General features: G+C 50.7%; 16 protein-coding genes, 1 tRNA gene and 3 rRNA genes. 14 read left to right on the forward strand and 6 right to left on the reverse strand.

Translation table 11 applies throughout. The annotated features are described in order from the left end of the window. Positions 1-5 precede the first annotated feature (5 nt). From FFT88_RS01205 to FFT88_RS01215, 3 genes are all read left to right on the forward strand, one after another. A complete protein-coding gene (locus tag FFT88_RS01205; protein ID WP_135405236.1) occupies positions 6-596 on the forward strand; it encodes a YjaG family protein in 591 nt (196 codons plus the stop codon). Between the two features lie 186 nt (positions 597-782). Then, positions 783-1,055, forward strand: coding sequence for a nucleoid-associated protein HU-alpha (gene hupA, locus FFT88_RS01210; protein WP_001044513.1), 273 nt, complete (start codon positions 783-785; stop codon positions 1,053-1,055). 12 nt (positions 1,056-1,067) lie between these two features. Beyond that, positions 1,068-1,763 carry a DUF1481 domain-containing protein gene (locus FFT88_RS01215; RefSeq protein WP_032147960.1) on the forward strand — a complete coding sequence of 232 codons (696 nt, stop codon included), beginning with the start codon at positions 1,068-1,070 and terminating at the stop codon, positions 1,761-1,763. 1 nt (position 1,764) lies between these two features. Here FFT88_RS01215 and zraP read toward each other — a convergent pair whose 3' ends face one another. After that, a complete protein-coding gene (gene zraP / locus FFT88_RS01220) occupies positions 1,765-2,193 on the reverse strand; it encodes a zinc resistance sensor/chaperone ZraP (protein ID WP_130222640.1) in 429 nt (142 codons plus the stop codon). Positions 2,194-2,430: 237 nt separating this feature from the next. Between zraP and zraS the strand changes: the two genes are divergently transcribed. Further along, positions 2,431-3,828 carry a two-component system sensor histidine kinase ZraS gene (gene zraS / locus FFT88_RS01225; RefSeq protein WP_135405239.1) on the forward strand — a complete coding sequence of 466 codons (1,398 nt, stop codon included), beginning with the start codon at positions 2,431-2,433 and terminating at the stop codon, positions 3,826-3,828. Further along, a complete protein-coding gene (zraR, locus tag FFT88_RS01230) occupies positions 3,825-5,150 on the forward strand; it encodes a sigma-54-dependent response regulator transcription factor ZraR (protein ID WP_135405242.1) in 1,326 nt (441 codons plus the stop codon). Before zraS ends, zraR begins: the two co-directional genes overlap by 4 nt. Here zraR and purD read toward each other — a convergent pair. Together purD and purH are read right to left on the reverse strand one after the other, a co-directional pair. After that, complete coding sequence (gene purD / locus FFT88_RS01235) at positions 5,147-6,436, reverse strand: phosphoribosylamine--glycine ligase (RefSeq protein WP_135405245.1); 1,290 nt, start codon at positions 6,434-6,436, stop codon at positions 5,147-5,149. The two genes, zraR and purD, sit on opposite strands and share 4 nt — an antisense overlap. Before the next feature lie 11 nt (positions 6,437-6,447). Continuing rightward, the gene (gene purH, locus FFT88_RS01240) at positions 6,448-8,037 is read right to left on the reverse strand and encodes a bifunctional phosphoribosylaminoimidazolecarboxamide formyltransferase/IMP cyclohydrolase (protein ID WP_135405247.1); all 1,590 of its coding nucleotides are present in this window, start codon (positions 8,035-8,037) and stop codon (positions 6,448-6,450) included. Positions 8,038-8,653: 616 nt separating this feature from the next. Here purH and FFT88_RS01245 point away from each other — a divergent pair. The 4 genes from FFT88_RS01245 to rrf all read left to right on the forward strand — a co-directional run bounded on the left by FFT88_RS01245 (position 8,654) and on the right by rrf (position 13,664). Next, positions 8,654-10,195: ribosomal RNA gene (locus tag FFT88_RS01245) — 16S ribosomal RNA — on the forward strand. An 85-nt stretch (positions 10,196-10,280) separates the two neighbouring features. Next, positions 10,281-10,356: transfer RNA gene (locus FFT88_RS01250), tRNA-Glu, on the forward strand. A gap of 193 nt (positions 10,357-10,549) precedes the next feature. After that, positions 10,550-13,451, forward strand: a 23S ribosomal RNA gene (locus tag FFT88_RS01255). Between the two features lie 97 nt (positions 13,452-13,548). Next, positions 13,549-13,664, forward strand: a 5S ribosomal RNA gene (gene rrf, locus FFT88_RS01260). Together the 16S, 23S and 5S rRNA genes with 1 tRNA gene alongside form the textbook arrangement of a ribosomal RNA operon. A gap of 102 nt (positions 13,665-13,766) precedes the next feature. Here the strand turns inward: rrf and mobB are convergent. Both mobB and mobA read right to left on the reverse strand, forming a co-directional pair. Then, positions 13,767-14,294, reverse strand: a complete 528-nt coding sequence (gene mobB, locus FFT88_RS01265) for a molybdopterin-guanine dinucleotide biosynthesis protein MobB (RefSeq protein ID WP_135405250.1) — start codon at positions 14,292-14,294, stop codon at positions 13,767-13,769. Further along, complete coding sequence (gene mobA, locus FFT88_RS01270) at positions 14,276-14,860, reverse strand: molybdenum cofactor guanylyltransferase MobA (protein WP_135405252.1); 585 nt, start codon at positions 14,858-14,860, stop codon at positions 14,276-14,278. Before mobA ends, mobB begins: the two co-directional genes overlap by 19 nt. A gap of 69 nt (positions 14,861-14,929) precedes the next feature. Here mobA and FFT88_RS01275 point away from each other — a divergent pair, with 69 nt between their 5' ends. From FFT88_RS01275 to FFT88_RS01290, 4 genes are all read left to right on the forward strand, one after another. Next, entirely contained in the window at positions 14,930-15,199 is a 270-nt protein-coding gene (locus FFT88_RS01275) for a YihD family protein (RefSeq protein WP_001295263.1), read from the forward strand. A 76-nt stretch (positions 15,200-15,275) separates the two neighbouring features. After that, positions 15,276-16,262, forward strand: coding sequence for a stress response kinase SrkA (gene srkA / locus FFT88_RS01280; protein WP_130216161.1), 987 nt, complete (start codon positions 15,276-15,278; stop codon positions 16,260-16,262). Positions 16,263-16,278: 16 nt separating this feature from the next. Continuing rightward, the gene (dsbA, locus tag FFT88_RS01285) at positions 16,279-16,905 is read left to right on the forward strand and encodes a thiol:disulfide interchange protein DsbA (RefSeq protein WP_064527999.1); all 627 of its coding nucleotides are present in this window, start codon (positions 16,279-16,281) and stop codon (positions 16,903-16,905) included. A gap of 155 nt (positions 16,906-17,060) precedes the next feature. Further along, positions 17,061-18,491, forward strand: a complete 1,431-nt coding sequence (locus FFT88_RS01290; RefSeq protein ID WP_130223072.1) for a DUF945 family protein — start codon at positions 17,061-17,063, stop codon at positions 18,489-18,491. A 40-nt stretch (positions 18,492-18,531) separates the two neighbouring features. On the opposite strand, the gene FFT88_RS01295 is transcribed toward FFT88_RS01290, so the two are convergent. Next, positions 18,532-19,464, reverse strand: coding sequence for an acyltransferase (locus tag FFT88_RS01295; protein ID WP_130223070.1), 933 nt, complete (start codon positions 19,462-19,464; stop codon positions 18,532-18,534). 363 nt (positions 19,465-19,827) lie between these two features. On the opposite strand from FFT88_RS01295, the gene polA reads away from it, so the two are divergent. Beyond that, positions 19,828-22,614: a DNA polymerase I gene (polA, locus tag FFT88_RS01305; RefSeq protein WP_135405256.1), complete on the forward strand. Its 2,787-nt coding sequence runs from the start codon at positions 19,828-19,830 to the stop codon at positions 22,612-22,614. Positions 22,615-22,856 lie beyond the last annotated feature (242 nt).

Consider the following 22,856-nt stretch of genomic DNA (forward strand, 5'->3'; position numbering starts at 1 on the left):
TCAACATGTTACAAAACCCAATTCATCTGCGTCTGGAGCGCCTGGAAAGCTGGCAGCATGTCACTTTCATGGCTTGTCTGTGCGAACGCATGTACCCCAATTACGCTATGTTCTGCAAGCAAACCGGTTTTGGCGATGGGCAAATTTATCGGCGTATTCTCGATCTCATCTGGGAAACGCTGACCGTCAAAGACGCAAAAGTAAATTTCGACAGCCAACTGGAGAAATTTGAAGAAGCGATCCCGTCAGCCGACGATTTCGATCTGTACGGCGTTTATCCGGCAATCGATGCCTGCGTGGCGTTAAGTGAACTGGTCCATTCGCGTTTGAGTGGTGAAACGCTCGAACACGCGGTGGAAGTGAGTAAGACCTCTATTACCACCGTTGCGATGCTGGAAATGACTCAGGCTGGTCGCGAAATGAGCGATGAAGAGCTGAAAGAAAACCCAGCCGTTGAGCAAGAATGGGACATTCAGTGGGAAATATTCCGACTTTTAGCCGAGTGTGAAGAACGTGACATCGAGCTGATAAAAGGCCTTAGAGCCGACCTGCGTGAGGCGGGTGAGAGCAATATTGGTATAATTTTTCAGCAATAAGACCAGAAAACGTGAATTAACGCCTGATTTGTCGTACCTGGAGTCTTCCCTTTCGCCCCCCGTCTGGTCTACATTTGGGGGGCGAAAAAAAGTGGCTATCGGTGCGTGTATGCAGGAGAGTGCTATTCTGGCATTTCCGTCGCACTCGATGCTTAGCAAGCGATAAACACATTGTAAGGATAACTTATGAACAAGACTCAACTGATTGATGTAATTGCAGAGAAAGCAGAACTGTCCAAAACCCAGGCTAAAGCTGCTCTGGAGTCCACTCTGGCTGCAATTACTGAGTCTCTGAAAGAAGGCGATGCTGTACAACTGGTTGGTTTCGGTACCTTCAAAGTGAACCACCGCGCTGAGCGTACTGGCCGCAACCCGCAGACCGGTAAAGAAATCAAAATCGCCGCTGCAAACGTACCGGCATTTGTTTCTGGCAAGGCACTGAAAGACGCAGTTAAGTAAGATTGCGTGGCAGTGAACAGTTTTAACGAAGGGGTGGTTTCACCCCTTTTGTCTTTCTGGCGTCGCTCATTGATGCTGGCAGGCGCGCTGTTTCTTACTGCTTGTAGCCATAACTCCTCACTTCCTCCCTTTACCGCCAGTGGATTTGCTGAAGATCAGGGCGCGGTACGCATCTGGCGAAAAGACAGCGGCGATAATGTCCATCTGCTTGCTGTATTTAGCCCGTGGCGCAATGGCGATACCACGACGCGAGAGTATCGCTGGCAGGGCGATAACCTCACGCTTATCAATATCAATGTTTACAGCAAACCGCCGGTGAACATTCGCGCGCGTTTTGACGATCGCGGCGATCTGAGCTTTATGCAACGTGAATCCGACGGGGAAAAGCAGCAGCTTTCTAACGACCAAATTGATTTATATCGTTATCGTGCTGACCAAATCCGCCAGATTAGCGATGCCTTACGTCAGGGGAGAGTCGTGCTGCGCCAGGGGCGCTGGCATGCGATGGAACAGACCGTGACCACCTGCGAAGGGCAAACCATTAAACCTGATTTAGATTCGCAGGCGATAGCGCATATCGAGCGCCGCCAGAGCCGCTCTTCTGTTGATGTCAGCGTGGCATGGCTGGAAGCGCCCGAAGGTTCGCAATTACTGTTAGTGGCAAACTCTGATTTCTGTCGCTGGCAACCCAACGAGAAAACGTTCTGATTTACCAGTGGCCCATTCCCATATGACCGCCACCACCACCGCAGCCGCTGTAACCCATGCCCATTCCGGTACCGCGCGGAATACCCGCTTCAGCCATCGCAATATCCCGTTTCACCCGTAACTCATCTAACGACTGACGCAAAGCCTCCATCTCTTTGGCGACCGCGTTAATTTTGCTGCTATCCGGTGGGTTCGCGGCTAACAGGGCATTGTATTCATAACGCTTCGTCACCAGTTGCTGTTGCAGTGCGCTGCTTTGAGCGTAAAAGTCATTATGGATTTTCTGCCACGCTGTCTGTTGTTCGCTGGTCAAAGGCGCGGCATTTTGTTGCCACATCCCGTGTCCGCCGTGAGCAAATGCAGATGTCGATCCCATCGCCATTGCTGAAAGCGCCATCATCACCAGGGCAATTTTCGTGTTCCGTTTCATGGTTAATCCTCCAGTGGTTGTCTTACTTTGGGTATTGCATCTTTCGTGCCAACAACGAAACGCTGATATGACGGGCAATCTGGCGTGATAAGCGAGTAAAAATGACTCGCCTGCTGTGGTAAGCGAGTCATTTTTACTCATTGAAATTTAAGTCTTTGTGTTACAGCGCAGGGTAAGCGCTGCTAAAAGATGGCATGATTTCTGCTGTCAAAAAGGGATGAACAGGCAAAGAAGAAGATACGTTTTATGCAACGTTCAAAAGACACCTTAGCCAAATGGTTAAGCACGATCCTCCCCGTGGTCATTGTTGGGCTGGTGGGATTGTTTGCGGTAACTGTGATTCGTGATTATGGGCGGGCAAGTGAGGCTGACCGTCAGGCATTACTGGAAAAAGGTAATGTGCTCATTCGCGCTCTGGAGTCAGGAAGCCGCGTAGGGATGGGGATGCGAATGCACCATGTGCAGCAACAGGCGCTTCTGGAAGAGATGGCAGGCCAGCCTGGGGTGTTGTGGTTTGCGGTCACCGATGCGCAGGGCATCATCATTCTTCACAGTAACCCCGAAATGGTCGGGCGTGCACTCTATTCTCCTGATGAAATGCAGCAGTTAAAGCCAGAGGAAAACTCCCGCTGGAGACTGCTTGAGGATGCAGAAAAAACGCCTGCGCTTGAGGTCTATCGTTTGTTCCAGCCAATGTCATTGCCCTGGCGGCATGGTATGCACAATATGCCGCGCTGTAACGGCAAAGCTGTGCCACAGGCAGAAGCACAACAGGCTATTTTCATCGCCGTTGACGCCAGCGATCTGGTTGCAACCCAGAGTGGGGAAAAGCGCAATACCCTGATTATCCTCTTCGCCCTGGCGACGGTCTTACTGGCAAGCGTGTTGTCATTCTTCTGGTATCGCCGCTATCTGCGCTCGCGCCAGCTTCTACAGGATGAGATGAAGCGCAAAGAGAAGCTGGTGGCGCTGGGGCATCTGGCGGCAGGCGTTGCCCACGAAATCCGTAACCCACTTTCCTCGATTAAAGGGCTGGCGAAATATTTTGCCGAACGTGCGCCAGCAGGGGGAGAAGCGCATCAACTGGCGCAGGTGATGGCGAAAGAAGCCGACCGTTTAAACCGCGTGGTAAGCGAGCTGCTGGAACTGGTTAAACCAACGCATCTGGCTTTGCAGGCGGTGGATCTCAACAATCTGATTAACCACTCATTACAGCTGGTAAGCCAGGATGCAAACAGCCGGGAGATCCAGTTACTCTTTACCGCCAACGACATGTTGCCGGAAATTCAGGCCGATCCGGACAGGCTGACTCAGGTCCTGTTGAATCTCTATCTCAATGCTATTCAGGCGATTGGTCAGCATGGCGTGATTAGCGTGACGGCCAGCGAAAGCGGCGCGGGCGTGAAAATCAGCGTTACCGACAGCGGTAAGGGAATTGCGGCAGATCAGCTTGAAGCCATCTTCACTCCGTACTTCACCACCAAAGCCGAAGGCACCGGATTGGGGCTGGCGGTCGTGCATAATATTGTTGAACAACACGGTGGTACAATTCAGGTCGCAAGCCAGGAGGGAAAAGGCGCAACATTCACTCTCTGGCTTCCGGTCAATATTACGCGTAAGGACCCACAAGGATGACGCACGATAATATCGATATTCTGGTGGTGGATGATGACATTAGCCACTGCACTATTTTGCAGGCATTGCTGCGCGGCTGGGGCTATAACGTCGCGCTGGCGAACAGCGGGCGACAGGCGCTGGAGCAGGTGCGGGAACAGGTTTTTGATCTTGTGCTTTGCGATGTGCGAATGGCGGAGATGGACGGCATTGCCACGCTAAAAGAGATCAAAACGTTAAACCCGGCGATTCCGGTACTGATTATGACCGCGTACTCCAGCGTCGAGACGGCGGTAGAGGCGTTGAAAACCGGGGCGCTGGATTATCTCATCAAACCGCTGGATTTCGATAACCTGCAGGCGACGCTGGAAAAGGCGCTCGCGCATACGCACAGTGTCGATGCTGAAATACCTGCGGTGTCCGCCAGCCAGTTCGGTATGGTCGGTAAAAGCCCGGCGATGCAACACCTGCTCAGTGAAATCGCCCTCGTCGCGCCATCGGAAGCCACGGTGCTGATCCACGGCGATTCCGGCACCGGTAAAGAGCTGGTCGCCAGGGCGATTCACGCCAGTAGCGCACGTAGCGAAAAACCGCTGGTAACGCTCAACTGTGCGGCACTCAACGAATCCTTGCTGGAATCTGAATTGTTCGGTCACGAAAAAGGGGCGTTTACTGGAGCCGATAAACGCCGGGAAGGGCGCTTTGTTGAGGCGGACGGCGGCACGCTGTTTCTCGATGAAATTGGCGATATCTCGCCGATGATGCAGGTGCGTCTGCTGCGTGCGATTCAGGAGCGCGAAGTTCAGCGTGTCGGTAGCAACCAGACTATCTCGGTTGATGTCCGGCTGATTGCGGCGACCCATCGCGATCTTGCCGCAGAGGTAAATGCCGGGCGTTTTCGCCAGGATCTCTACTATCGCCTGAACGTGGTGGCGATTGAAGTACCGTCGCTGCGTCAGCGGCGGGAAGATATCCCTCTGCTGGCTGGCCATTTTCTTCAGCGCTTTGCCGAACGTAATCGCAAGGCCGTAAAAGGCTTTACGCCCCAGGCGATGGATTTGCTGATCCACTACGACTGGCCGGGAAACATTCGTGAACTGGAAAACGCGGTGGAACGGGCGGTGGTGCTGCTGACCGGGGAATATATTTCCGAACGCGAGCTGCCGCTGGCGATTGCCAGTACGCCGATCCCGCTGGCACAAAGTCAGGATATTCAGCCGCTGGTGGAAGTCGAAAAAGAAGTGATTCTGGCTGCACTGGAGAAAACGGGCGGCAACAAAACCGAAGCCGCCCGTCAGTTAGGGATCACGCGTAAAACGCTATTGGCAAAACTGTCGCGTTAGTTCTGTTCGCGTTCGATGGCGCGCCAGCCGATATCTTTCCGGCAGAAGCAGTCGTCCCAGTGGATATCGGTCATTAAGGCATAAGCGCGTTTCTGCGCTTCAGCTACGGTATGACCCAGCGCGGTGACGCACAGTACGCGCCCGCCGCTGGTCACTACCTGCTCGTCATCCGCCAGTTTTGTGCCCGCGTGGAACACTTTGCCGCCTTCCACTTCTTCCAGCGGCAGGCCGTGGATCACATCGCCGGTGCGGTAATTACCCGGATATCCACCCGCAGCCATCACCACGCCGAGAGAAGCGCGTTCATCCCACTCGGACGTTTTCTCGTCCAGCTTGCCTTCACAGGCTGCCAGGCACAGTTCAACCAGATCGGACTTCATGCGCAGCATAATCGGCTGGGTTTCCGGATCGCCAAAGCGGCAGTTAAATTCAATAACCTTCGGATTGCCCTGTTTGTCGATCATCAGGCCCGCATAGAGAAAACCGGTGTAGGTGTTGCCTTCCGCCGCCATGCCTTTCACGGTTGGCCAGATGATACGTTCCATCGTGCGCTGATGAACTTCATCGGTCACTACCGGCGCAGGAGAGTAAGCGCCCATTCCGCCAGTGTTTGGCCCGGTATCTTTATCGCCTACGCGTTTGTGATCCTGGCTGGTGGCCATCGGTAGCACATGCTCGCCGTCCACCATCACGATAAAGCTCGCTTCTTCGCCATCGAGGAACTCTTCGATAACGATGCGATGACCCGCGTCGCCAAAAGCGTTGCCTGCCAGCATATCGTGAACAGCCGCTTCAGCTTCTTCCTGCGTCATCGCCACGATAACGCCTTTCCCGGCAGCCAGACCGTCAGCTTTAATGACGATTGGCGCGCCTTTCTCACGCAGATACGCCAGCGCAGGTTCTACCTCGGTGAAGTTCTGGTATTCCGCCGTAGGGATCTTATGGCGGGCCAGGAAATCTTTGGTAAACGCTTTTGAACCTTCCAGTTGCGCGGCATCTGCGGTTGGGCCGAAGATTTTCAGCCCGGCGGCGCGGAAGGTATCAACCACGCCTTTCACCAGCGGCGCTTCCGGGCCGACGATGGTCAGATCGATCTTTTCGTTTTGTGCGAAATCCAGCAGCGCCGGGATATCGGTCACGCCGATATCGACGTTCTGTAGCGCGGGTTCCAGCGCAGTGCCTGCGTTACCCGGTGCGACAAATACGGTCTTAACCAGCGGCGACTGGGCCGCTTTCCAGGCCAGCGCGTGCTCGCGCCCGCCGTTACCAATCACTAATACTTTCATCTGTCGCTCCATTAATGGCGGAAGTGGCGCATGTCGGTGAAGAGCATCGCAATACCGTGCTCGTCGGCGGCGGCAATCACTTCGTCATCACGGATAGAACCGCCAGGCTGGATTACACAGGTCACGCCCGCAGCGGCGGCGGCATCAATACCGTCGCGGAACGGGAAGAACGCGTCAGAAGCCATCGAGGAACCTTTCACTTCCAGGCCTTCATCGGCAGCTTTAATACCGGCGATTTTCGCGGAGTACACGCGGCTCATCTGGCCCGCGCCAATACCGATGGTCATATTGTTTTTGGCATAGACGATGGCGTTGGATTTCACGAACTTCGCCACTTTCCAGCAGAACAGCGCATCACGCAGTTCCTGTTTGGTCGGCTGGCGTTTGGTGACGACACGCAGTTTTTCCGCGCCGACCATCCCCAGGTCACGATCCTGAACCAGCAGACCGCCGTTCACGCGTTTGAAATCAAGACCCGGAATACGTTCGCCCCACTGACCGCAGGTCAGAACGCGTACGTTCTGCTTGGCGGCGGTGATTTTCAGGGCTTCTTCGCTGGCGGACGGCGCAATAATCACTTCGACAAACTGACGAGAAATGATGGCCTGTGCGGTTTCCGCATCCAGCTCGCGGTTAAAGGCGATAATGCCGCCGAATGCGGAGGTTGGGTCGGTTTTGTACGCGCGATCGTAAGCATCAAGAATGGAATTGCCGATAGCCACGCCGCAAGGGTTGGCGTGCTTCACAATCACACATGCCGGCTCGGCGAACTCTTTCACGCACTCCAGCGCTGCATCGGTATCGGCGATGTTGTTATAAGAGAGGGCCTTACCCTGAACCTGGGTTGCTGTGGCAACGGAGGCTTCTTTTACATTCTCTTCTATATAGAAGGCAGCCTGCTGGTGGCTGTTCTCGCCGTAGCGCATATCCTGCTTCTTAATGAAGTTCAGGTTCAGCGTGCGCGAGAAGCGACCGGCGGCTTCTTTGCTTTCGCCGTGGTAAGCCGGAACCATGCTGCCGAAATAGTTGGCAATCATGCTGTCGTAGGCGGCGGTGTGTTCGAAGGCTTTGATAGCGAGGTCGAAACGGGTTGCAAGCAGAAGCGATCCTTCGTTGGCATCCATCTCATTAATAATGGCGTCGTAGTCGCTGCTCTTCACCACGATTGCGACATCTTTATGGTTCTTGGCGGCGGAGCGCACCATGGTTGGGCCGCCGATATCGATGTTCTCAACCGCATCTTCCAGCGAGCAGCCTTCACGAGCAACGGTCTGGGCGAACGGATACAGGTTAACAACCACCATATCGATAGGTTGGATCTGATGTTCTTCCATAATGGCATCGTCCTGGCCGCGACGGCCCAGAATGCCACCATGTACTTTCGGATGCAGGGTCTTCACGCGTCCATCCATCATCTCCGGGAAACCGGTGTAATCGGAAACTTCGGTTACCGGCAGACCTTTTTCTGCTAACAGACGGGCAGTGCCCCCTGTAGACAGCAGCTCCACACCGCGTGCGGAAAGTGCCTGGGCGAATTCGACGATACCGGCTTTGTCAGAAACACTGAGCAGAGCGCGGCGGACTGGACGACGTTGTTGCATGGTAAATCCCCTGGATTTGACTATTACAGAGAGCGTTAGCTGAATTTTTCGCGAAAAACTCAGCTAACGCCCCTAACGGGGCATCCTTATTTTTCGCCCGCATTGTAACGAAAACGTTTGCGCAACGCTCGCGAATTTTTCTCTTTCAATGGCGATCACAATTTTGACAGTGGTTACCGTGGGAAAAATACAGAAATTACATTGATGATTGTGGATAACTCTGTGCGTAAAAAGGTATAAAGCGGGGTTTTGCTGGGGAATGCAGCAGTCAGTCATTTTTTTGCAATTTTTCTATTGCGGCCTACGGAGAACTCCCTATAATGCGCCTCCATCGACACGGCGGATGTGAATCACTTCACACAAACAGCCGGTTCGGTTGAAGAGAAAAATCCTGAAATTCTGGGTTGACTCTGAAAGAGGAAAGCGTAATATACGCCACCTCGCGACAGTGAGCTGAAAGCCGCGTCGCAACTGCTCTTTAACAATTTATCAGACAATCTGTGTGGGCACTCGAAGATACGGATTCTTAACGTCGCAAGACGATAAATGAATACCAAGTCTCAAGAGTGAACACGTAATTCATTACGAAGTTTAATTTTTTGAGCATCAAACTTTTAAATTGAAGAGTTTGATCATGGCTCAGATTGAACGCTGGCGGCAGGCCTAACACATGCAAGTCGAACGGTAACAGGAAGAAGCTTGCTTCTTTGCTGACGAGTGGCGGACGGGTGAGTAATGTCTGGGAAACTGCCTGATGGAGGGGGATAACTACTGGAAACGGTAGCTAATACCGCATAACGTCGCAAGACCAAAGAGGGGGACCTTCGGGCCTCTTGCCATCGGATGTGCCCAGATGGGATTAGCTAGTAGGTGGGGTAACGGCTCACCTAGGCGACGATCCCTAGCTGGTCTGAGAGGATGACCAGCCACACTGGAACTGAGACACGGTCCAGACTCCTACGGGAGGCAGCAGTGGGGAATATTGCACAATGGGCGCAAGCCTGATGCAGCCATGCCGCGTGTATGAAGAAGGCCTTCGGGTTGTAAAGTACTTTCAGCGGGGAGGAAGGGAGTAAAGTTAATACCTTTGCTCATTGACGTTACCCGCAGAAGAAGCACCGGCTAACTCCGTGCCAGCAGCCGCGGTAATACGGAGGGTGCAAGCGTTAATCGGAATTACTGGGCGTAAAGCGCACGCAGGCGGTTTGTTAAGTCAGATGTGAAATCCCCGGGCTCAACCTGGGAACTGCATCTGATACTGGCAAGCTTGAGTCTCGTAGAGGGGGGTAGAATTCCAGGTGTAGCGGTGAAATGCGTAGAGATCTGGAGGAATACCGGTGGCGAAGGCGGCCCCCTGGACGAAGACTGACGCTCAGGTGCGAAAGCGTGGGGAGCAAACAGGATTAGATACCCTGGTAGTCCACGCCGTAAACGATGTCGACTTGGAGGTTGTGCCCTTGAGGCGTGGCTTCCGGAGCTAACGCGTTAAGTCGACCGCCTGGGGAGTACGGCCGCAAGGTTAAAACTCAAATGAATTGACGGGGGCCCGCACAAGCGGTGGAGCATGTGGTTTAATTCGATGCAACGCGAAGAACCTTACCTGGTCTTGACATCCACGGAAGTTTTCAGAGATGAGAATGTGCCTTCGGGAACCGTGAGACAGGTGCTGCATGGCTGTCGTCAGCTCGTGTTGTGAAATGTTGGGTTAAGTCCCGCAACGAGCGCAACCCTTATCCTTTGTTGCCAGCGGTCCGGCCGGGAACTCAAAGGAGACTGCCAGTGATAAACTGGAGGAAGGTGGGGATGACGTCAAGTCATCATGGCCCTTACGACCAGGGCTACACACGTGCTACAATGGCGCATACAAAGAGAAGCGACCTCGCGAGAGCAAGCGGACCTCATAAAGTGCGTCGTAGTCCGGATTGGAGTCTGCAACTCGACTCCATGAAGTCGGAATCGCTAGTAATCGTGGATCAGAATGCCACGGTGAATACGTTCCCGGGCCTTGTACACACCGCCCGTCACACCATGGGAGTGGGTTGCAAAAGAAGTAGGTAGCTTAACCTTCGGGAGGGCGCTTACCACTTTGTGATTCATGACTGGGGTGAAGTCGTAACAAGGTAACCGTAGGGGAACCTGCGGTTGGATCACCTCCTTACCTTAAAGAAGCGTTCTTTGAAGTGCTCACACAGATTGTCTGATAGAAAGTGAATAGCAAGGCGTCTTGCGAAGCAGACTGATACGTCCCCTTCGTCTAGAGGCCCAGGACACCGCCCTTTCACGGCGGTAACAGGGGTTCGAATCCCCTAGGGGACGCCACTTGCTGGTTTGTGAGTGAAAGTCGCCGACCTCTGTATCTCAAAACTCACTTACGAGTGATGTTTGAGATATTTGCTCTTTAAAAATCTGGATCAAGCTGAAAATTGAAACACTGAACAACGAGAGTTGTTCGTGAGTCTCTCAAATTTTCGCAACACGATGATGAATCGCAAGAAACATCTTCGGGTTGTGAGGTTAAGCGACTAAGCGTACACGGTGGATGCCCTGGCAGTCAGAGGCGATGAAGGACGTGCTAATCTGCGATAAGCGTCGGTAAGGTGATATGAACCGTTATAACCGGCGATTTCCGAATGGGGAAACCCAGTGTGTTTCGACACACTATCATTAACTGAATCCATAGGTTAATGAGGCGAACCGGGGGAACTGAAACATCTAAGTACCCCGAGGAAAAGAAATCAACCGAGATTCCCCCAGTAGCGGCGAGCGAACGGGGAGCAGCCCAGAGCCTGAATCAGTGTGTGTGTTAGTGGAAGCGTCTGGAAAGGCGCGCGATACAGGGTGACAGCCCCGTACACAAAAATGCACATGCTGTGAGCTCGATGAGTAGGGCGGGACACGTGGTATCCTGTCTGAATATGGGGGGACCATCCTCCAAGGCTAAATACTCCTGACTGACCGATAGTGAACCAGTACCGTGAGGGAAAGGCGAAAAGAACCCCGGCGAGGGGAGTGAAAAAGAACCTGAAACCGTGTACGTACAAGCAGTGGGAGCCTCTTTATGGGGTGACTGCGTACCTTTTGTATAATGGGTCAGCGACTTATATTCTGTAGCAAGGTTAACCGAATAGGGGAGCCGAAGGGAAACCGAGTCTTAACTGGGCGTTAAGTTGCAGGGTATAGACCCGAAACCCGGTGATCTAGCCATGGGCAGGTTGAAGGTTGGGTAACACTAACTGGAGGACCGAACCGACTAATGTTGAAAAATTAGCGGATGACTTGTGGCTGGGGGTGAAAGGCCAATCAAACCGGGAGATAGCTGGTTCTCCCCGAAAGCTATTTAGGTAGCGCCTCGTGAATTCATCTCCGGGGGTAGAGCACTGTTTCGGCAAGGGGGTCATCCCGACTTACCAACCCGATGCAAACTGCGAATACCGGAGAATGTTATCACGGGAGACACACGGCGGGTGCTAACGTCCGTCGTGAAGAGGGAAACAACCCAGACCGCCAGCTAAGGTCCCAAAGTCATGGTTAAGTGGGAAACGATGTGGGAAGGCCCAGACAGCCAGGATGTTGGCTTAGAAGCAGCCATCATTTAAAGAAAGCGTAATAGCTCACTGGTCGAGTCGGCCTGCGCGGAAGATGTAACGGGGCTAAACCATGCACCGAAGCTGCGGCAGCGACACTATGTGTTGTTGGGTAGGGGAGCGTTCTGTAAGCCTGTGAAGGTGTACTGTGAGGTATGCTGGAGGTATCAGAAGTGCGAATGCTGACATAAGTAACGATAAAGCGGGTGAAAAGCCCGCTCGCCGGAAGACCAAGGGTTCCTGTCCAACGTTAATCGGGGCAGGGTGAGTCGACCCCTAAGGCGAGGCCGAAAGGCGTAGTCGATGGGAAACAGGTTAATATTCCTGTACTTGGTGTTACTGCGAAGGGGGGACGGAGAAGGCTATGTTGGCCGGGCGACGGTTGTCCCGGTTTAAGCGTGTAGGCTGGTTTTCCAGGCAAATCCGGAAAACCAAGGCTGAGGCGTGATGACGAGGCACTACGGTGCTGAAGCAACAAATGCCCTGCTTCCAGGAAAAGCCTCTAAGCATCAGGTAACATCAAATCGTACCCCAAACCGACACAGGTGGTCAGGTAGAGAATACCAAGGCGCTTGAGAGAACTCGGGTGAAGGAACTAGGCAAAATGGTGCCGTAACTTCGGGAGAAGGCACGCTGATACGTAGGTGAAGTCCCTCGCGGATGGAGCTGAAATCAGTCGAAGATACCAGCTGGCTGCAACTGTTTATTAAAAACACAGCACTGTGCAAACACGAAAGTGGACGTATACGGTGTGACGCCTGCCCGGTGCCGGAAGGTTAATTGATGGGGTTAGCGCAAGCGAAGCTCTTGATCGAAGCCCCGGTAAACGGCGGCCGTAACTATAACGGTCCTAAGGTAGCGAAATTCCTTGTCGGGTAAGTTCCGACCTGCACGAATGGCGTAATGATGGCCAGGCTGTCTCCACCCGAGACTCAGTGAAATTGAACTCGCTGTGAAGATGCAGTGTACCCGCGGCAAGACGGAAAGACCCCGTGAACCTTTACTATAGCTTGACACTGAACATTGAGCCTTGATGTGTAGGATAGGTGGGAGGCTTTGAAGTGTGGACGCCAGTCTGCATGGAGCCGACCTTGAAATACCACCCTTTAATGTTTGATGTTCTAACGTAGACCCGTGATCCGGGTTGCGGACAGTGTCTGGTGGGTAGTTTGACTGGGGCGGTCTCCTCCTAAAGAGTAACGGAGGAGCACGAAGGTTGGCTAATCCTGGTCGGACATCAGGAGGTTAGTGCAATGGCATAAGCCAGCTTGACTGCGAGCGTGACGGCGCGAGCAGGTGCGAAAGCAGGTCATAGTGATCCGGTGGTTCTGAATGGAAGGGCCATCGCTCAACGGATAAAAGGTACTCCGGGGATAACAGGCTGATACCGCCCAAGAGTTCATATCGACGGCGGTGTTTGGCACCTCGATGTCGGCTCATCACATCCTGGGGCTGAAGTAGGTCCCAAGGGTATGGCTGTTCGCCATTTAAAGTGGTACGCGAGCTGGGTTTAGAACGTCGTGAGACAGTTCGGTCCCTATCTGCCGTGGGCGCTGGAGAACTGAGGGGGGCTGCTCCTAGTACGAGAGGACCGGAGTGGACGCATCACTGGTGTTCGGGTTGTCATGCCAATGGCACTGCCCGGTAGCTAAATGCGGAAGAGATAAGTGCTGAAAGCATCTAAGCACGAAACTTGCCCCGAGATGAGTTCTCCCTGACTCCTTGAGAGTCCTGAAGGAACGTTGAAGACGACGACGTTGATAGGCCGGGTGTGTAAGCGCAGCGATGCGTTGAGCTAACCGGTACTAATGAACCGTGAGGCTTAACCTTACAACGCCGAAGATGTTTTGGCGGATGAGACATCGATAAGTAAGCTTGATAACAGATTAGATTAACCGGCGTAAGCGGGTTAATAAAACAGAATTTGCCTGGCGGCCTTAGCGCGGTGGTCCCACCTGACCCCATGCCGAACTCAGAAGTGAAACGCCGTAGCGCCGATGGTAGTGTGGGGTCTCCCCATGCGAGAGTAGGGAACTGCCAGGCATCAAATTAAGCAGAAGGCCATCCGTCAGGATGGCCTTTTTGCGTTGATGCAGAAAAAATGCCGGATGCGACGCTGGCGCGTCTTCTCCAGCCTACTCTTGCTTATCCGGCCTGCTTTTGCATCCACTCCACCACAAAATCAGCCAGCCTCTCAATATCATTAATATCCAGTAACGCGACATCAAGATTAAGCGGCACATCACTGGCTACAGCAATAACATGCCTGTCTATCACTAATTCTTCCGGTCGATGTCCAGCTCCATCGCGAAACAGCACAATCTTCGCGATCTCTTCATGCTTGAACCCTTCAACCAGAATCAGATCCAGCTTTGAGGTATCCATTCGACTTGCGAGAAAATTCAGATCCAGCGCTTCTTCGTCTGGCGTCTCCGTTATTAGCGCCCAACGCTGCTGGCTGGCAACGATGGTTTGCGCCGCGCCAGCCTTGCGCAGCTCATAGCTATCTTTGCCCGGTTTATCGACATCCATATCATGATGCGTATGTTTAATCAGCCCCGGGCGGATCCCTCTGGCGCATAATACCGGGATAAGTTTTTTCAACAGCGTCGTTTTTCCGGTGCCGCTCCACGCGGCAAAGGCGAGTAGCGGTATCATTGTTTTTCCTGCCATCGGGCAAGCTCCTCTGGCGTATTCACGTTCACAAATGCTTCTTTACGGTCGCTAAAATCAACCGCGTGACCGCCAGCAAGATTCATAAATGCCATTACCCGGCGTTCTCCTGCTTGTAGATATTCCTGCAATAAAGGTTCAATAGCGCAATTTACCAGAGCAATAGTTGGATGATCGCGTTCACCGTCATGGACCCACACAACAGGTGCATCTTTGCGCTGATGATTAAGCTGGGAGACTAAATCGTGGGGGATATAAGGCGTATCGCACGGACAAAACAGAAACCACTCACCTGCTTCCTGCTGCATTACCGAAAGCATTCCCGCCAGCGGGCCAGGATAATCCGCCAGTGAATCCGCTATTACTTTCAGACCACTGGCCTGATAGATTTCCTGATGACGATTGGCATTAACCACGACGTGAGAGAGCTGCGTCATAAGCGCGTCAGCGACATGTTGCCACAGCGGTTTGCCGTTTAATTCCAGCAATCCTTTATCTACGCCGCCCATTCGTCTGGCTTTACCGCCCGCCAGTACAACGCCTGTTATCGTCGTCATCAGATTCACCGATATCGCCTCTTTTATTGTGGGATTGACCCTGCTAACGTGTCTGTCTCAAGAGTAAGGAGCATTACTATGAAATGTAAACGTCTGAATGAAGTTATTGAACTCCTCCAGCCAGCCTGGCAAAAAGAGCCAGACCTTAACCTGCTGCAATTTTTGCAGAAACTGGCGAAAGAGTCAGGTTTTGATGGCGAACTGGCGGATTTGACGGATGACATTCTGATCTATCACCTGAAAATGCGCGATTCCGCGAAAGATGCGGTGATCCCTGGGTTGCAGAAAGATTATGAAGAAGACTTCAAAACGGCGCTATTACGCGCGCGTGGCGTAATTAAAGAGTAAAAGCTTGTAAGCGCTACCAACAAAATCATTGTGAAATGATATCCTTCATTATTCGTAATGTTTTCCGGATGATGGGATGAACAACAGCGCTTTTACTTTCCAGACACTACACCCGGATACCATCATGGACGCTCTGTTTGAGCATGGGATCCGGGTGGATTCCGGTCTTACCCCGCTTAACAGCTATGAAAACCGTGTCTATCAATTTCAGGACGAAGATCGTCGACGTTTTGTCGTCAAATTTTATCGCCCTGAACGTTGGACAGCTGATCAAATCCTCGAAGAACATCAATTTGCGTTGCAGCTGGTAAGCGATGAAGTTCCGGTCGCAGCACCTGTGGCCTTTAACGGTCAAACTTTATTGAATCATCAGGGATTTTATTTTGCCGTTTTTCCAAGCGTCGGTGGTCGCCAGTTCGAAGCTGATAATATCGATCAGATGGAAGCGGTTGGGCGTTATTTAGGGCGTATGCACCAGACGGGGCGCAAACAGCTTTTTATCCATCGCCCGACCATCGGTCTGAATGAATATCTCATTGAGCCACGCAAGCTGTTTGAAAATGCTACGCTGATACCTTCTGGGCTGAAAGCGGCCTTCCTTAAGGCAACGGATGAGCTTATTACCGCCGTTACAGCACACTGGCGGGAGGACTTCACCGTTCTGCGATTACATGGTGACTGCCATGCCGGAAATATTCTCTGGCGCGATGGCCCAATGTTTGTCGATTTGGATGATGCGCGTAATGGCCCTGCAATTCAGGACCTGTGGATGTTGCTGAATGGCGATAAAGCTGAGCAGCGGATGCAGTTAGAAACTATTATTGAAGCTTATGAAGAATTTAGCGAGTTCGACACCGCTGAAATCGGACTGATTGAACCTTTACGCGCCATGCGTTTGGTTTATTATCTTGCCTGGCTAATGCGGCGTTGGGCTGATCCGGCGTTCCCGAAAAATTTCCCGTGGTTAACCGGGGAAGATTACTGGCTGCGACAGACGGCGACTTTTATAGAACAGGCAAAAGTTCTACAAGAACCCCCTTTGCAATTAACACCTATGTATTAATCGGAGAGAGTAGATCATGAAAAAGATTTGGCTGGCGCTGGCCGGTTTGGTTTTAGCGTTTAGCGCATCGGCGGCGCAGTATGAAGATGGTAAACAATACACCACGCTGGAAAAGCCGGTTGCTGGCGCACCGCAAGTGCTGGAGTTTTTCTCTTTCTTCTGCCCACACTGCTATCAGTTTGAAGAAGTTCTGCATATTTCTGAGAATGTGAAGAAAAAACTGCCGGAAGGTGTGAAGATGACTAAATACCACGTCAACTTCATGGGCGGGGAGCTGGGGCAATCTCTGACACAAGCGTGGGCTGTGGCGATGGCGCTGGGCGTAGAAGATAAAGTGACTGTACCACTGTTTGAAGGCGTACAGAAAACACAGACCATTCGCTCTACGGCCGACATTCGTGATGTCTTCATCAACGCAGGTATTAAAGGTGAAGAGTATGATGCAGCATGGAACAGCTTTGTTGTTAAATCTCTGGTCGCACAGCAAGAAAAAGCGGCTGCAGATGTACAATTGCGTGGCGTTCCAGCGATGTTTGTTAACGGTAAATATCAGCTGAATCCGCAGGGTATGGATACCAGCAATATGGATGTTTTTGTTCAGCAGTATGCTGATACAGTGAAATATCTGTCTGAGAAAAAATAATTTATTGTAATTCACATAAAGCCCGTGAATATTCACGGGCTTTTTTTGTTGTTTAATCAATATAAATACTTTCTGATAATTCACCTCGTTTCTGGACATTTTAATATCAAGCGCGGATATTAAAAGTTTTGCTGTTTTATCAGGGAATAATAGAAATGATACGTAAGTCAGCCACAGGTGTTATTGTTGCATTAGCCATTATTTGGGGCGGTGGAACATGGTATGAAGGGACTCAAATCCAGTCTGGCGTCGAAAAATTTATTAAAGATTTTAACGACAGTAAAAAGAAGGGAGAGCATGCCTATGATATGACCGCCAGCTATAAAAACTTTGACAAAGGTTTTTTTAGCTCTCATTTTCAAATGCTTATTACCTTTGATAAAGGTGCGCCAGATCTCAATATCAAGCCAGGACAAGGTATTGCATTTGATGTGGATGTCGATCATGGTCCCTTGCCGCTATCAATGTTAAAAAGCGGCAATATCTTACCTGCTATGGCGGCAGCAAAAGTTAAATTAGTCAATAATGAACTGACACAGCCGCTATTTATTGCTGCAAAAGATAGAGCGCCCGTCGAAGCGACATTGCGATTCGCCTTTGGCGGTTCTTTCTCTACAACTCTGGACGTTGCCCCTGCAGAGTATGGAAAACTCTCCTTTGGTGAAGGTCAGTTTACTTTTAATGGTGATGACAGTTCATTGTCTAATCTGGATGTTGAAGGCAAAGTCGAAGATATTGTTCTGGAATTATCGCCAATGAACAAAGTCATGGCGAAAAATTTTACCATTAATTCTCTGACGCGATTAGAAGAAAAGAAATTTCCGGTTGGTGAAAGCGAGTCGAAATTTAATCAGATTAGCATTGTCAATCACGGTAGCGAAGTTGCCAAAATCGACGCTTTCGTCGCGAAAACCACACTAGAGCGCGTAAAAGATAAAGATTATATCAATGTCAATCTGACCTACGAACTTGATAAGTTAACAAAAGGGAATCAACAACTCGGTAGCGGTCAGTGGTCATTGATTGCTGAATCTATTGATCCCTTAGCAGTTCGCCAGTTTATCATCCAGTACAACATTGCGACGCAGAAGCAACTTGCAGCACACCCCGAGTTAGTAAATGATGAAGATGCACTGGAAGCAATGAATACTGCATTGTTCAAAGAGTATTTACCGTTATTACAAAAAAGTGAGCCGATCATTAAACTACCTGTAAGCTGGAAGAACGCTGTCGGTGAACTAAATGCTAATCTGGATATTAGTATTGTCGATCCAGCCAAATCTTCATCATCCACAAACAAAGATATTAAATCGTTCAATCTGGATATGAATGTACCGATTAATGTCGTCACTGAAATAGCTAAACAGCTTAATTTATCTGAAGGAATGGATGCTGAAAAAGCTCAAAAGCTGGCTGATAAACAAATCGGCGGAATGGCAACATTAGGTAAGATGTTTCAGTTAATCACAATTGACAACAATATTGCCTCGCTGCAACTGCATTATTTGCCAGGTAAAGTTGTTTTTAACGGTCAAGAGATGAGCGAAGAAGAATTTATGTCTCGTGCCGGACGTTTAGTGCATTAAAATGATAACTCGCCTCTGCTAATACGGAGGCGAGTTATAACTACTTATCCTGATGCCGTGATGACATCAGTGAAGTCAGAAGTCGGTCTTTTTCCTGCCACAGTGTGTTCAGCCACTGCTGAAAATGACGTTTGAAGCTTTTGTCATTGATATAGTCGCCATGCAACTCTTCAGCAATGGGTTGTAAATCCACATGCACGACAATCCGCGTCAGTTTGCCACTTAACATATCGAAGAATGGCTGGCGGTTATTGTCCGGATAACACAGCGTAACATTGAGTAGTTTATCGAATTGTTTACCCAGTACATTCAGCGCCATCGCGATACCGGCGGCTTTGGGAGGCAGGAGATTTTTAAATGTCGAGTGGGTTTGCTGGTGTTTCTGTTCAGTAAAACGGGAGCCTTCAACAAAATTCACAATCGTGGTGGGATGCAGGCGAAACTTTTCGCAAGACCGACGAGTGGTTTCAACATCTTTACCGCGCCGTTCCGGATGACGTATCAAATAAGCGCGGGAATAGCGCTTCATAAATGGCATATCCAGCGCCCAGCACGCCAGGCCCAGGAAAGGCACCCAGGCCAGTTGCTGCTTGAGAAAATATTTGTTCATTGGAATATGCTTACGAAACAACACGCACAGTACAACAATATCAGCCCAACTGCGGTGGTTACAAATAAGCAGATACCAGTTCTTCTTACTTAGCCCTTCCAGTCCGCGAACTTCCCATTGCAGGTGTGGGTTAAGGTGCAGTAATAGCGCTAATCCTTCACACCAGCAATACATCATAAAATCACAAAAAAGCGATACCTTTCGCCAAATCACTGGCACAGGTAACAATAGTTTTACGATCCCGGCAATGATGATCGGGACAGAACAAAAAATGGTGACCAAAATGGTCAATACGATACTCACCAAAAGTGTTATCGCAGCGAGTATTCTCGTCATAATTAAATTATTCAAAAGGTTAGCCATAGACAGTGCGCTAAAGAAGCGCAAGGCGCAGATTTTAGCAGAAAACGGCCCAAATAACGGATGATCCTTAAATAGAAAAATAATTCATATCTATCCACATTAGAAAAAATCCCTATTACTCAATCACCAGCAATGCTTTTATTTTTAACTTTATGAAAAACAACAACAAACCTAATGCTGTAACAAGCATGATAATAAATTAAAAGTGATGTAAATAATTTATACACAAAGTTATCCACATGACGATTTGCGAGCGATCCACAAGATCTACAAAAGATTTTCACGAAAAGCGGTGAAAAACTCATGTTTTCATCCTGTCTGTGGCATCCTTTACGCATAATCTGATAAACAGGCACGGACATTATGGTTCAGATCCCCCAAAACCCACTAATCCTTGTAGATGGTTCATCTTACCTTTATCGCGCATATCACGCGTTTCCGCCGCTGACTAACAGCGCAGGCGAGCCAACCGGTGCGATGTACGGTGTCCTCAACATGCTGCGTAGTCTGATCATGCAATACCAACCGACGCATGCAGCGGTGGTCTTTGACGCCAAGGGAAAAACCTTTCGTGATGAACTGTTTGAACATTACAAATCACATCGCCCGCCAATGCCGGACGATTTGCGCGCGCAGATCGAACCCCTGCACACAATGGTAAAAGCGATGGGGCTGCCTCTGCTGGCCGTTTCTGGCGTAGAAGCAGACGACGTTATCGGTACTCTGGCGCGTGAAGCAGAAAAAGCGGGGCGTCCGGTATTGATCAGCACCGGTGATAAAGATATGGCGCAACTGGTGACGCCAAATATCACGCTTATCAACACCATGACAAATACTATCCTCGGCCCGGAAGAGGTGGTGAATAAGTATGGCGTACCGCCAGAACTGATCATCGACTTCCTCGCGCTGATGGGCGACTCCTCTGATAACATTCCTGGCGTACCGGGCGTCGGCGAAAAAACCGCGCAGGCACTGCTACAAGGTCTTGGCGGCCTGGATACGCTGTATGCCGAGCCGGAAAAAATTGCTGGATTGAGCTTCCGCGGCGCGAAAACAATGGCGGCGAAGCTTGAGCAAAATAAAGAGGTGGCCTATCTCTCTTACCAGCTGGCGACGATTAAAACCGACGTTGAGCTGGAACTGACCTGCGAACAACTGGAAGTACAACAACCGGCGGCTGAAGAGTTGTTGGGACTGTTCAAAAAGTATGAGTTCAAGCGTTGGATTGCTGATGTCGAAGTGGGCAAATGGTTACAGGCCAAAGGGGCAAAACCAGCTGCGAAGCCGCAGGAAACCATTGTTGTCGACGAAACACCCGAAGTGACTGCAACAGCGATTTCTTACGATAACTACGTCACTATTCTGGACGAAGAAACTCTAAAAGCATGGATTACGAAGCTGGAAAAAGCGCCTGTATTTGCGTTTGATACCGAAACTGACAGCCTCGATAACATCTCTGCCAACCTGGTCGGGCTTTCTTTTGCTATTGAGCCAGGCGTAGCGGCCTATATTCCGGTTGCTCATGATTATCTTGATGCGCCCGATCAGATCTCCCGCGAGCGTGCACTCGAGTTGCTAAAACCGCTGCTGGAAGATGAAAAGGCGCTGAAGGTCGGGCAAAACCTGAAATACGATCGCGGCATTCTGGCGAATTACGGCATTGAGCTGCGGGGGATTGCGTTTGATACCATGCTCGAGTCCTACATTCTCAACAGCGTTGCCGGTCGCCACGATATGGACAGCCTCGCGGAACGTTGGTTGAAGCACAAAACCATCACTTTTGAAGAGATTGCCGGTAAAGGTAAAAATCAACTGACCTTTAACCAGATTGCCCTGGAAGAGGCCGGACGCTATGCTGCCGAAGATGCGGATGTCACCTTGCAGCTGCATCTGAAAATGTGGCCGGATCTGCAAAAACACAAAGGGCCACTGAACGTCTTCGAAAACATCGAAATGCCGCTGGTACCGGTGCTTTCGCGCATCGAACGCAACGGTGTGAAGATCGACCCGAAAGTGCTGCACAATCATTCTGAAGAACTCACCCTGCGTTTAGCAGAACTGGAAAAGAAAGCGCATGAAATTGCAGGTGAAGAATTTAACCTTTCTTCCACCAAGCAACTGCAAACTATTCTTTTTGAAAAACAGGGTATTAAGCCGCTGAAGAAAACGCCGGGTGGTGCGCCGTCAACGTCGGAAGAGGTACTGGAAGAGCTGGCACTGGACTATCCGTTGCCAAAAGTGATTCTGGAGTATCGTGGTCTGGCGAAGCTGAAATCGACTTACACCGACAAGCTGCCGCTGATGATCAACCCGAAAACCGGGCGCGTGCATACTTCCTATCACCAGGCAGTAACTGCAACGGGGCGTTTATCCTCAACCGATCCTAACCTGCAAAACATTCCGGTGCGTAACGAAGAAGGCCGCCGTATCCGCCAGGCGTTTATTGCGCCGCAGGATTACGTGATTGTCTCGGCGGACTACTCGCAGATTGAACTGCGCATTATGGCGCATCTTTCACGAGACAAAGGCTTGCTGACCGCATTTGCAGAAGGAAAAGATATCCACCGGGCAACGGCTGCAGAAGTGTTTGGTTTGCCACTGGAAACTGTCACCAGCGAACAACGCCGTAGCGCGAAAGCGATCAACTTTGGTCTGATTTATGGCATGAGTGCTTTCGGTCTGGCACGGCAATTGAACATTCCACGTAAAGAAGCACAGAAGTACATGGACCTTTACTTCGAACGCTACCCAGGCGTACTGGAGTATATGGAACGCACTCGTGCTCAGGCGAAAGAGCAGGGATACGTTGAAACCCTGGACGGACGTCGCCTTTATCTGCCGGATATCAAATCCAGCAACGGTGCACGCCGTGCTGCGGCTGAACGTGCAGCCATTAACGCACCAATGCAGGGAACCGCTGCGGATATCATCAAACGGGCTATGATTGCCGTTGATGCCTGGCTACAGGAAGAGCAACCGCGCGTGCGTATGATCATGCAGGTACACGATGAACTGGTGTTTGAAGTTCATAAAGATGATGTCGATGCGGTAGCGAAGAAGATCCATCAGTTGATGGAAAACTGTACCCGCCTGGATGTGCCGTTGCTGGTGGAAGTGGGTAGTGGCGAAAACTGGGATCAGGCGCACTAAGATTTGCCTTAACAAGCCTTTTTTTCGTAACTAAGCAACATAACCAGCCACGATTTGTGATGGGTATTAGAAATTCCTATGCAACAACTGAAAAAAAATTACAAAAAGTGCTTTCTGAACTGAACAAAAAAGAGTAAAGTTAGTCGCGTAGGGTACAGAGGTAAGATGTTCTATCTTTCAGACCTTTTACTTCACGTAATCGGATTTGGCTGAATTTTTTAGCCGCCCCAGTCAGTAATGAC

The organism is Escherichia sp. E4930 (assembly GCF_005845405.1).
Taxonomy (GTDB): Bacteria; Pseudomonadota; Gammaproteobacteria; order Enterobacterales; family Enterobacteriaceae; genus Escherichia.

What these genes read in the sequence shown, in the direction of transcription:
- FFT88_RS01205 (WP_135405236.1), top strand. Translation starts at nt 6, where the DNA reads ATGTTACAAAACCCAATTCATCTGCGTCTGGAGCGCCTGGAAAGCTGG.
- hupA (WP_001044513.1), top strand. Translation starts at nt 783, where the DNA reads ATGAACAAGACTCAACTGATTGATGTAATTGCAGAGAAAGCAGAACTG.
- zraP (WP_130222640.1), bottom strand. Translation starts at nt 2,193, where the DNA reads ATGAAACGGAACACGAAAATTGCCCTGGTGATGATGGCGCTTTCAGCA.
- zraR (WP_135405242.1), top strand. Translation starts at nt 3,825, where the DNA reads ATGACGCACGATAATATCGATATTCTGGTGGTGGATGATGACATTAGC.
- purD (WP_135405245.1), bottom strand. Translation starts at nt 6,436, where the DNA reads ATGAAAGTATTAGTGATTGGTAACGGCGGGCGCGAGCACGCGCTGGCC.
- purH (WP_135405247.1), bottom strand. Translation starts at nt 8,037, where the DNA reads ATGCAACAACGTCGTCCAGTCCGCCGCGCTCTGCTCAGTGTTTCTGAC.
- mobB (WP_135405250.1), bottom strand. Translation starts at nt 14,294, where the DNA reads ATGGCAGGAAAAACAATGATACCGCTACTCGCCTTTGCCGCGTGGAGC.
- FFT88_RS01275 (WP_001295263.1), top strand. Translation starts at nt 14,930, where the DNA reads ATGAAATGTAAACGTCTGAATGAAGTTATTGAACTCCTCCAGCCAGCC.
- srkA (WP_130216161.1), top strand. Translation starts at nt 15,276, where the DNA reads ATGAACAACAGCGCTTTTACTTTCCAGACACTACACCCGGATACCATC.
- dsbA (WP_064527999.1), top strand. Translation starts at nt 16,279, where the DNA reads ATGAAAAAGATTTGGCTGGCGCTGGCCGGTTTGGTTTTAGCGTTTAGC.
- FFT88_RS01290 (WP_130223072.1), top strand. Translation starts at nt 17,061, where the DNA reads ATGATACGTAAGTCAGCCACAGGTGTTATTGTTGCATTAGCCATTATT.
- FFT88_RS01295 (WP_130223070.1), bottom strand. Translation starts at nt 19,464, where the DNA reads ATGGCTAACCTTTTGAATAATTTAATTATGACGAGAATACTCGCTGCG.
- polA (WP_135405256.1), top strand. Translation starts at nt 19,828, where the DNA reads ATGGTTCAGATCCCCCAAAACCCACTAATCCTTGTAGATGGTTCATCT.